Genomic DNA, 8,521 nt, shown 5'->3' with positions numbered 1-8,521 from the left:
GGCAATCACAGGGGAACCCCAAACACAGATCAAATGATCAACTTATTTAATGAAGATCCCAAAGCGCCCCGCTTATCTCGAGCGATTCCTTCAGGGCAATGTCGACGCTGTTCATATCGCCTCCCGTGTGTTCGAGGTCGACGGCAGCTCCGACGCTGCCCCCGTTGTGCACTGGCGCCAGTTCACGCGAACCGCGTGTTGGCAGTGGTCCCCGCAACCAGTCCCCCCGCAGCCAGTCCCCGTAGACCGGAAACCGCCCGATCTACGACCGCTCGCACAACTTTAAGCCCACCCGACCGGATCGCGTGCGGGTGGGCGGAAAAAATGGGCTCGGTGGACGGGCGGACCACACGCCGAACCAGAAAAAGAGATGGCGATTCACTCGAAAAAACCCGACCGCCCCGCCGCGAAAGGTCCACCTCATCGAATATGTTGCACGAGAGCCTGAAGATGACAGATCACGTGCCGGCGGAGGTCGGTCCAGCGAGGAGTCGGGTGCCGTCGGGAAGGTTGCCCGAGGCTTCGGCGTCGCGGAGGTACTCCCACAGGACCCGTTGCAACTCGACGGCGGCACGGGTCGGCTCGACGTCGCGGCGACGCGCCAGCCCGATGGTGCGTCGCAGCCCCGGGAGCACGAACGGGGTAACCCGCATGCCGAGCCGGTGGGCGACCGTGCTCGGAATCACCGCGCTGCCCAGACCCGCCGCGACGAAACCGAGCACGGCGTCCATCTCCCCGCCCTCGATCGCGAAAATCGGCTCGAATCCGGCCTCCCGGCAGGCCGTCACGGTGGCCTCCCGCAGGTCGTAGCCGCGGCGGAACATCACCATCGGGTGGTTGCGCAGATCGGCCACGGTTAGCGGGCGCCCGGCAACGATCGGTGGCTCGTCCAGCGACGAGACGAGGACCAGGCTCTCGCGGATCAGCGGCGAGGTCGCCAGTGCCGGGTCGCTGCTCTGCAGCGGAAGGATGATCAACGCCAGGTCCAGGCTGCCCGCGGCCAGATCGCGGACAAGGTCGCGTGATCCCCCCTCCTCGACCAGCAGGCGGATGCCCGGGTACCGCTGGTGGAACAGTCGCAGCACGTCGGGCAGGAAGCCGGTGCACAGGCTCGGGGTGGCACCGAGGCGCACCGTGCCGTGGCGCAGGTCGAGCAGCTCGGTGACCCGCTGGCGGGCGGTCTCGGTGTCGGTGAGGATGCGCCGGGCGAGCGGCAGGAGCGTCTCCCCCGCCGGGGTCAGGCTGATGTTCCCCCGCGCGCGGTTAAACAAAGGTGTGCCCAGCTCCTGCTCCAAGGCGCGGATCTGCTGGGACAGGGACGGCTGGGCGACATGCACCCGCTGGGCGGCCCGGGTGAAGTGCCGGGTCTCCGCGACGGCGACGAAATAGGCGAGCTGGTGGAGCTGCACTCCGCCAGCGTAGACGTCGATAGGACGGCACTATCGAGTCCAGGTTTATCATGTCTTGGACCACTGGAGGGAGTGCGCTCTAGAGTGCGCTCGTGGCTGTGACAACCCCGGCGCGATCGGCGTCCCCTGCGCCCACCCCGCGGCCCCCGCGATCTTCGTCCGTCCTGCGCAACCTGTGGCGGTCAACCATCGGCAAAAAGACCGTGATGGCCGTCACCGGGCTGCTGATGCTTCTGTTCCTGATCGCTCACATGCTCGGGAACCTGAAGATTTTCTTCGGCCCTAACGACTTCGACCAGTACGCCGGCTGGCTCCGGGCGATCGGCGAGCCGATCCTGCACGATACGTGGTACCTATGGATCCAACGCGTCGTGCTGGTGCTGGCCGTGGGCCTGCACGCGGTGTCCGCGTACCAGCTCAGCCGGCGTGACCTGCGGGCCCGGCCGACAAAGTACGTCCACCGCCAACGAGCCCGGGCCAGCTATGCCACGCATGTGATGCGCTACGGGGGAATCACCCTCGCGTTGTTCATCGTGTACCACATCCTCGATTTCACGACGCTGACCCTCAACCGACACGGGGTCGAAGGTGCCGCCTACGACAACGTCGTGTCGAGTTTCAGCGTGTGGTGGGTCACGCTCATCTACATCGCCGCCATGATTTCCCTCGGGCTCCACATCCAGCACGGCTTCTGGAGTGCGGCCCAGACGCTCGGTGTCAACAACCCGAAACGGGACCGAGTTTTCAAGGCCTCCGCCAATGCCCTCGCGGTTCTCCTCACGGTGGGATTCGTGATCGTCCCGGTGTCGGTTCTCGCCGGCCTGGTGGATTGACGGCACGGCACTGGGCCGACGGGTCGCTGCACTGGTGGATTGAACAGCCGACGGCTCCGCGGCCAACATTGCGCGGCGCGGTGCCGGAAGCATGGGAAGGGCTGACATGTCGTTTTACAACCTCGGTGCCGACATCGCCGACACCGCGGCGCCAGACGTACCGATCGAGCAACGCTGGGACAAGCGACGCTTCACCGCCAAGCTGGTCAACCCGGCCAACCGGCGCCGCCACACCGTGATCGTCGTCGGCACGGGGCTCGCCGGTGGCGCCGCCGGCGCCACCCTCGCCGAGCAGGGCTACCGGGTCATCCAGTTCTGCTACCAGGACTCGCCGCGCCGGGCGCACTCCATCGCCGCCCAGGGCGGCATCAACGCGGCGAAGAACTACCGCAACGACGGCGACTCGGTCCACCGGCTGTTCTACGACACGGTGAAGGGCGGCGACTTCCGCTCCCGGGAGTCCAACGTCTACCGTCTGGCGCAGACGTCCACCCAGATCATCGACCAGTGCGTGGCGCAGGGCGTGCCCTTCGCCCGGGAGTACGGCGGCCTGCTCGACACCCGCTCGTTCGGCGGTGTGCAGGTCTCGCGGACCTTCTACGCCCGGGGCCAAACGGGTCAGCAGCTGCTGATCGGCGCCTACCAGGCGCTGTCCCGGCAGATCGACGCCGGCGGCGTGGAGATACACCCGCGCACCGAGATGCTCGACCTGATCGTCATCGACGGGCACGCCCGCGGCATCGTCGCCCGCGACCTGGTCACCGGCCAGGTCTCCACCTACCTCGCCGACGCCGTCGTGCTCGCCACCGGCGGGTACGGCAACGTGTTCTACCTGTCGACGAACGCCAAGAACTCCAATGCCAGCGCGATCTGGCGGGCGCACCGGCGCGGGGCGTACTTCGCCAACCCGTGCTACACCCAGATCCATCCGACCTGCATCCCCCGCTCCGGCGACTACCAGGGCAAGCTCACGCTGATGAGCGAGTCGCTGCGCAACGACGGCCGCATCTGGGTGCCGAAGAAGGCGGGCGACACCCGCTCGCCCGACACCATCCCGGAGAACGAGCGCGACTACTACCTCGAGCGGATCTACCCGGGGTTCGGCAACCTGGTCCCCCGCGACATCGCATCGCGGGCGGCGAAGTACCAGTGCAACGCCGGCCGCGGCGTAGGCCCGGGCGGGCTCGGCGTCTACCTCGACTTCGCCGACGCCATCAAGCGGATGGGCGAGGACAAGGTCCGCGAGAAGTACGGCAACCTGTTCGAGATGTACGAGCGGATCACCGCCGAGGACCCGTACAAGGTGCCGATGCGGATCTACCCGGCCGTCCACTACACCATGGGCGGGCTGTGGGTGGGCTACGATCTGCAGAGCAGCATTCCGGGGCTCTTCGTGATCGGGGAGGCGAACTTCTCCGACCACGGCGCCAACCGTCTCGGCGCGAGCGCGCTGATGCAGGGTCTCGCCGACGGCTACTTCGTGCTGCCGCCCATGCTGGGTGACTATATCGCCTCGACGAAGCTGGGCGCGGTCGACGCGAGCCATCCCGCGGTCGCGGAGACGGCGGCCGAGGCGACGGGCCGGCTGACCCGCCTGCTCACCGTGAACGGCGACCGCACCGTCGACTCGTTCCACCGTGAGCTCGGCGAGATCATGTGGGACGAGTGCGGGATGGCGCGCAGCGAGGACGGCCTGCGCAAGGCGCTGGGGCGTCTTCCGGAGCTGCGCGAGGAGTTCTGGCGACAGGTCAAGGTGCCAGGCGGCGCGGGTAGTGTCAACCAGAGCCTGGAGCGGGCGAACCGGGTGTCGGACTTCCTCGAACTCGGCGAGCTGATGTGCGTCGACGCCCTGCACCGCGAGGAGTCCTGCGGGGGGCACTTCCGGGTCGAGAGCCAGACCCCGGACGGCGAGGCCCTTCGCGACGACGACCGGTTCGCCTACGTCGGGGCCTGGGAGTTCGCCGGCACGGAAACCCCGCCGGTGCTGCACCGCGAGGTTCTGGAGTTCGAGCACGTCCACCTCGCCCAGCGTAACTACGCGTGAGGCGGTGCCGGTCAATGGATCACGACTGTACGAGGAGCCGACCGTGAAGCTCACCCTTCGGATCTGGCGCCAGGCCGGACCGGACGAGCCAGGCCGCATGGTCACCTACGAGGTGCCCGACGCGAACCCGGACATGTCCTTCCTCGAACTGCTCGACGTGCTCAACGAGCGACTGACCCTGCAGGGCGAGGAGCCAGTCAGCTTCGACCACGACTGCCGCGAGGGCATCTGCGGCGCCTGCGGAGCGGTCATCAACGGCCAGGCCCACGGCCCCCGGGAACGGACCACCACCTGCCAGCTGCATGTGCGGGAGTTCTCCGACGGGGACGTCATCGATGTCGAGCCGTGGCGCTCGGTCGCATTCGGCGTCGTCCGCGACCTGATGGTGGACCGCTCCGGCCTCGACCGGATCATCCAGGCCGGCGGCTACATCAGCGCCCCGACGGGCAGCGCCCCCGAGGCGCACTCCACCCCGGTGCCCAGGGCCGTCGCGGACACGGCGTTCGACAACGCCACCTGCATCGGCTGCGGCGCCTGCGTCGCGGCCTGCCCCAACGGCTCGGCCATGCTGTTCACCTCGGCGAAGGTCGTGCACCTCAACAGCCTGCCCCAGGGCGCTCCGGAGCGGGCGAGCCGCACGCTCAACCTGGTCGAGGCCATGGATGCCGAGGGCTTCGGCGGGTGCACCAACACCGGGGAGTGCACCGTCGCCTGCCCGAAGGGCATCCCGCTGGACAGCATCGCCACGCTCAACCGCGAGGTCCTGCGGGCCTCGATCGGCCTCCGGTAGAGCGGAGAAGTGTGGAGGGTTAGGCACGGTCCAGAGACCGTGGACCGTGCCTAACCCTCCACCGAAAAGGAGCTCTTCGCGGTACGGCGGATCCGGCGGCGGTGGGAAATCACCCGATCAAGGCGGACGTGACGGGATCGACGGACACGACCCGACCGGCCGGGAACGCCGCGGGGCTGAGCGCGCCGCACGGGTCACGCCTGCGTCCGGGGCACGCCGTTCCCGACCAGGTGGCGGTGATCGGCGGCGGGATGGTCGGGCTGTGCGTGGCGTGGTTCCTCCAGGACCACGGCAGGCGGGTGACGGTCTTCGACCGCGACCACCTCACCGCCGGGCCCACCTGGGCCGGGGCCGGATCGTCCTGGGGCAACGCCGGCTGGCTCACCCCGGGGCTCGCGACACCCCTGCCGGAGCCCGCGGTCCTGCGCTACGGGCTGCGGGTGTTCCTGCGCCCGGGCTCACCGGTGTACGTGCCTCCGGTCGCCGATCCGGGGCTCGCCCGCTTCATCGCCGGATTCGTCCGGCACAGCACGACCGCGCGGTGGCGAACCGCCATGCGTGCGCTGGTGCCGTTGACCCGTGCTGCTCTCGGTGCCTTCGACGAGCTCGCGGCGGGCGGCGTGACCGCGCCGACCCGCGCCGCCAACCCGTTCCTGGCCGGCTATCGCGCCCGGTCCGGCCTCGACGCCCTCCTGACGGAGCTCGCCGAGATCCGGGCGACCGGCCAGCCCGTCGATGCCGAGGTGCTGGGCCCGGCGGCCGCCCGCGACCTCGAACCTCTGCTGTCCGAGCGGGTCCGGTACGTCGTGTCCGTGCATGGGCAGCGGTTCTGCAATCCCGGCCGCTTCGTCGCCGCCCTCGCCGACAGCGTCCGGGAACGCGGCGGCCTCGTGCACGAGGCGATGGCCATCGACGAGGTGCGCGAGGCAGGTGGCCGGGTGGAACTGCTCGGGCCAGGGGGGCCCGGTGGGCCTTACGACGCGGCGGTAATCGCCACCGGCGCCTGGCTTCCCCGGCTGGCCCGTCCGTTCGGGGTCCGCCTTCCCGTCCAGGCCGGTCGCGGATACAGCTTCCTGGTCGCGACCGAGCAGCCGCCGAGCGGTCCGATCTACTTCCCCACCTCCCGGGTGGCCTGCACTCCCCTGGGGGACGGTCTGCGGGTCGCCGGCATGATGGAGTTCCGCCATCCGGACGCGGCGGCCGACCCGCGGCGCATCCGGGCGGTGGTCGAGGCGACCCGCGGCCTGCTGCGCGGAGTGGACCTGGACACCCGCACCGCCGAATGGGTGGGACCACGCCCGTGCACCCCGGACGGTCTGCCGCTGATCGGCCCGACCACCTCGCCGCGTGTCTTCATCGCCGGCGGGCACGGCATGTGGGGCATCACCCTCGGCCCGGTCACCGGCCGCCTCCTCGCCGACGCCATCGCCACCGGTTCGCCCGCGGCCGAGCGGTCGCCGTTCGATCCGCTGCGTTGATGGCGAAGCGGATCAGGCCCCGATGCGGGCGACTCGATGCGGGTGAAGGGTCAGAACTCTCTGTAGTCAGAGTAGTCAGTTCTGGGCTTGAGATGACCTTTGGGATGACCAGGGAGGGACGACCGGCAGCCCCTGCACCTCCAAGCGCTCCGCGACGGGCAACGGCTGCGGGCGCACGGTGAGCGCCGGGCCGCCTACCGGCTCCCGGACCTTGATTTCCAGGGTCCGGGTCTGGCCGCGATCGACGGTGAGATAAGTGGAGAGCACGGGATGCCCGGACTCGGAACCGCTGGCAAGGCCGATGGGCACACCGTCGAGCCGGGCACCGACGAGCCAGCTGCCTCGGCCCGTGTACACCGAGAGCCAGAGATCGTTCTGCGCCCGGGGGTTCCCAGCGGCGTCCTTGAGATCCTGCCGGTGGCGCACATAGGCCGGCAGCCCGTCCGGGGCGGCGTTGGTGAGCCGGATCGTGATCGTCGCCACGCCGGCGCCGTTCGGCTGCCGCTGCAGGCGGTAGGTGGTCTGCCGCCGTAGCCAGTAGTCCAGCTTGCTCGCCGTCGCGTTCTGGGTGACGACCCCGAGAAACGGCCCGGGCACGTCCGGCAGCGCACCACCCAGCGCCGTGGACGAAAGAATCCGCTGCTCCTCGGCGTGGTTGCTGGATATTTCCAGCCGGCCCTCGCGAGCGGCCCGTCCCAGCGCGGTCACGAGTTTCGTCGTATCACCGGCTCCCGACTCCACGGCCGCATAGACGGCCTGACCGACCTGGGCGAAGAAGCGGTCGCGGGCGGCCGCGTCCATGATCTCGCCATAGACGCGCGACTCGACGAGATCGACCAGGTGCTCCGCGGCCACCGACGTGCCGTCGGGGAGCACCGCGGGCCGGCTCGCGGCGAGAAGATACGACAACGTCGTGGGGTCGACGCTGATCGTGCCGTCGACGTCGAGGCCCGTGCCGGCCCGGTAGAACGCGCTGTAGAGCCTGCCGGCCATCGGGTAGTCGGGGGTCAGGTTGATATTCGCCCAGATACGGTCGGGCCAGAAGGCGCCGTAACGGGCCGCGAACGGGACCGGCAGCCTCGTCGCGGGTCGCTGCTGGGTGGGGCCGCCCGGCAGAGCACCATTGCCCGAGATGCCGTCGAGGGACAGCCGCCCGTGCTCCGCGGTCAGCAGGCCGAACCCACCGATGATCCCCCCGTTGGCGCGGGACTCGGCCGGGTTCTGGACGATCAGCAGGTAGCGACGGGCACCGCCCCCGCCGAGCATGGCGGGACCGACCCGGGCGGCCAGAATGACGGTGCCCAGCGCACCGGACAGGCGCCGGCTCCGGTCGATCATCTCGGCGCGGGCGTCGGCGATGCCGCTGGCCCGCCCGGCCCATCCGCAGTCGGGTACGTTCTCCGCTGCCGCCTGCAACGCGGAGATGGCGTTGAAGGATCGCTCGGCCGGGCGGCGGACCGCGGCAAGCGCCCGGACATTGATCGTCATACGCTGGCGCAGCACCCGCGGATCGAGGGAGGGACCCAGGTCGGCCACGGCCGGCAGGCTGGTGCCGGCGACCGCGTCCACCTCTCGGATCAGTGTTGCCGCCGAGCGCAGCGGGCAGCCGGCGACGGGCAGCCGCCCGAACGCCGACCACACCGGATCCGAGGTCAGAGCCCGCGCATCGGTGGCCCGCCGCCGGATCTGCTCGAGCTGCGACCGCAACTCGGCCTCGCGGGGAAAGGCTCCGCTCAGAACCTGCCGCTGCAGGACGGCGATCCGCTGCCTGGCCTCGTCAAGACGGGACTTGGCCAGTAGTCCGCGCACGACCACCCAGGAGGTCATCGCCACCAGCACGACGAGGGCCGTCGCGACCCCGGCGGCCAGCCGGCGGTACCGGGCCCGGCGACCACGATGACGCCGGCGACCACGGCCGACGCGGTGCTGCCCCGCCCCGGCCACGCCACCGCCACCCACGTCCCGCC

The 8,521-nt window shown here is 70.0% G+C and carries 6 protein-coding genes; 4 read left to right on the top strand and 2 right to left on the bottom strand.

The genetic code is table 11. From position 1 onward, the window contains the following. Positions 1-458: 458 nt before the first annotated feature. On the bottom strand, positions 459-1,409 hold the full coding sequence (locus tag AC08OJ_RS16345) for a LysR family transcriptional regulator (protein WP_476593967.1): 951 nt from the start codon (positions 1,407-1,409) through the stop codon (positions 459-461). A gap of 164 nt (positions 1,410-1,573) precedes the next feature. Here AC08OJ_RS16345 and AC08OJ_RS16340 point away from each other — a divergent pair, with 164 nt between their 5' ends. The 4 genes from AC08OJ_RS16340 to AC08OJ_RS16325 all read left to right on the top strand — a co-directional run bounded on the left by AC08OJ_RS16340 (position 1,574) and on the right by AC08OJ_RS16325 (position 6,554). Beyond that, the gene (locus AC08OJ_RS16340; protein WP_476596179.1) at positions 1,574-2,242 is read left to right on the top strand and encodes a succinate dehydrogenase cytochrome b subunit; all 669 of its coding nucleotides are present in this window, start codon (positions 1,574-1,576) and stop codon (positions 2,240-2,242) included. Positions 2,243-2,348: 106 nt separating this feature from the next. Next, positions 2,349-4,286: a fumarate reductase/succinate dehydrogenase flavoprotein subunit gene (locus AC08OJ_RS16335; RefSeq protein ID WP_476593968.1), complete on the top strand. Its 1,938-nt coding sequence runs from the start codon at positions 2,349-2,351 to the stop codon at positions 4,284-4,286. 43 nt (positions 4,287-4,329) lie between these two features. Next, positions 4,330-5,076: a succinate dehydrogenase/fumarate reductase iron-sulfur subunit gene (locus tag AC08OJ_RS16330; protein WP_476593969.1), complete on the top strand. Its 747-nt coding sequence runs from the start codon at positions 4,330-4,332 to the stop codon at positions 5,074-5,076. 101 nt (positions 5,077-5,177) lie between these two features. Beyond that, positions 5,178-6,554 carry an NAD(P)/FAD-dependent oxidoreductase gene (locus tag AC08OJ_RS16325; protein ID WP_476596178.1) on the top strand — a complete coding sequence of 459 codons (1,377 nt, stop codon included), beginning with the start codon at positions 5,178-5,180 and terminating at the stop codon, positions 6,552-6,554. Positions 6,555-6,629: 75 nt separating this feature from the next. Here AC08OJ_RS16325 and AC08OJ_RS16320 read toward each other — a convergent pair. Further along, the coding region (locus AC08OJ_RS16320) for a DUF4012 domain-containing protein (RefSeq protein ID WP_476596177.1) at positions 6,630-8,521 on the bottom strand (1,892 nt) is incomplete at its 5' end.

The organism is Frankia sp. CgKIO3, assembly GCF_977946435.1.
Note: the sequence above shows the minus strand (reverse complement) of the source record. Positions and strands in the feature narration are given on the sequence as shown.

Excerpts from the sequence above, each read along its gene's own strand:
- AC08OJ_RS16335 (WP_476593968.1), top strand. The coding sequence starts at position 2,349 with ATGTCGTTTTACAACCTCGGTGCCGACATCGCCGACACCGCGGCGCCA.